The following is a 1494-nucleotide window of genomic DNA, read 5'->3' as shown; positions in this document are numbered from 1 at the left end:
TGACTTTTTGGACTCGGAGTCCAGTTAGTTTTTTGACGCGGAGTCCAGGAAGTTTATGGACAGGATGTCTAACGACTTTTTGGACTCTGGCTTCTTGACAATGTGGGGATGGCAATTCCCATTACTCTCCGCAAGAAGATAGCGGATTTCGACCCCATCCGTGAGGGCATCACGGTCCAGCAGTTCTGCAAGAACATCGGCGTATCGAAGCAGACGTACTACAACATCAAAGCACGTATCGCCGAACGCGGGCGGGCTGGCATCGTGCCCGACAGCACGGCACCACTGAACCCGCGACGGGTCTACGATGACAAGATTCGACAACAGGTCCTGCAAGCTCGCGGTACGTTAAGAGCCCGCGGCCAAAACTGCGGCCCATGGTCAATCTTCTACTTCTTCCTCGACGAACTCGGCTACGACCAACCACCGTCACGAGCTTTAATCGCACAATGGTTGCACGAGGCTGGCGTCGCTGACATCAATGCACGTAAACGACCGCGTAAGTCCTACAGGCACTTTGCCAGGGGCGAAGTCAATGAACTGTGGCAGATCGATGCGTTTGCCTACAGACTCTTCGATGTGCCTCACACGCAAGTGACTATCTACCAAGTCGTCGACGATGCCAGCCGCTTCGACGTCGGCTCCCAAGCTTTTGGAACTCCAGAAAACGGCACCGATGCCCGCATCACGCTAAGTGGAGCCATTGATGCTTACGGACTTTTCCAAGAAGTCCTCTCTGACAACGGTGATGCCTTTGCCACCTACCATCGCGGCCGGCTGTCGCAAACCGAACGCTGGCTCGCCAGCCTGGGAGTTCAATCAAGTGCGGGCTTTGCTCCCACGACGCAAGGCAAAGACGAGCGATCGCACCAAACCATGACCAGGTTTTTGGATGCTCGTACCCCGACGACGCTGGCGCAGGTCCAACAGCTGATTGTCGACTACCGCAACTTCTACAACACACGCCGTCGCCACCAAGGACTTCTCAGGGGCAAGATGCACATCACCCCAGCCCAAGCCTGGGAGATTATCTCGCATGCCCAGCCACCGACGCAGCCGATTGACCCAGATGTTTTATGGACAAAAATCGCGAAACAATATCACCGGATTCACTCCGACAACCAGGCAGATGCCTTAGCAGCCGACACAGTGGTCGCGACAGATAATGCCCTGCCTGAAGTTGCAGCTTCAGACAGGGCACCAAGTAACGACACTCAGGCGATCCAGCAAGATACACCCCATGCCGATTCCTCAACCGTAATGCCAAGCCCTACCGGTGTAAATGCACTCTGGCCTATCCCGGACAAACTGTCGATCAACAAAAGCGGGGTGGTACGCGTTATGGGACACGGCCTCTACGTCGGGCTGCGCTTCAAAAATCGAGCCATCTACAGCAGCGTAGCCGATGACTATGTGGAATTTTTTACTGATCACGACGGTGAGAAACTGTTTTCATTTCCGCTACCGATCCAACTGAATCAGCGTCCACCCGGC

General features: G+C 54.9%; 1 protein-coding gene. It reads left to right on the top strand.

All coding sequences use genetic code 11. The annotated features are described in order from the left end of the window. Positions 1 to 108: 108 nt before the first annotated feature. Positions 109 to 1494: integrase core domain-containing protein (locus ABRP95_RS12010; RefSeq protein WP_349839489.1), on the top strand; the 1386-nt coding region annotated here is incomplete at its 3' end.

The sequence above is a fragment of the Corynebacterium sp. KPL2895 genome (assembly GCF_040225815.1).
GTDB lineage: Bacteria > Actinomycetota > Actinomycetes > Mycobacteriales > Mycobacteriaceae > Corynebacterium > Corynebacterium rhinophilum.
This window is presented reverse-complemented; position numbering and strand designations above follow the sequence as displayed.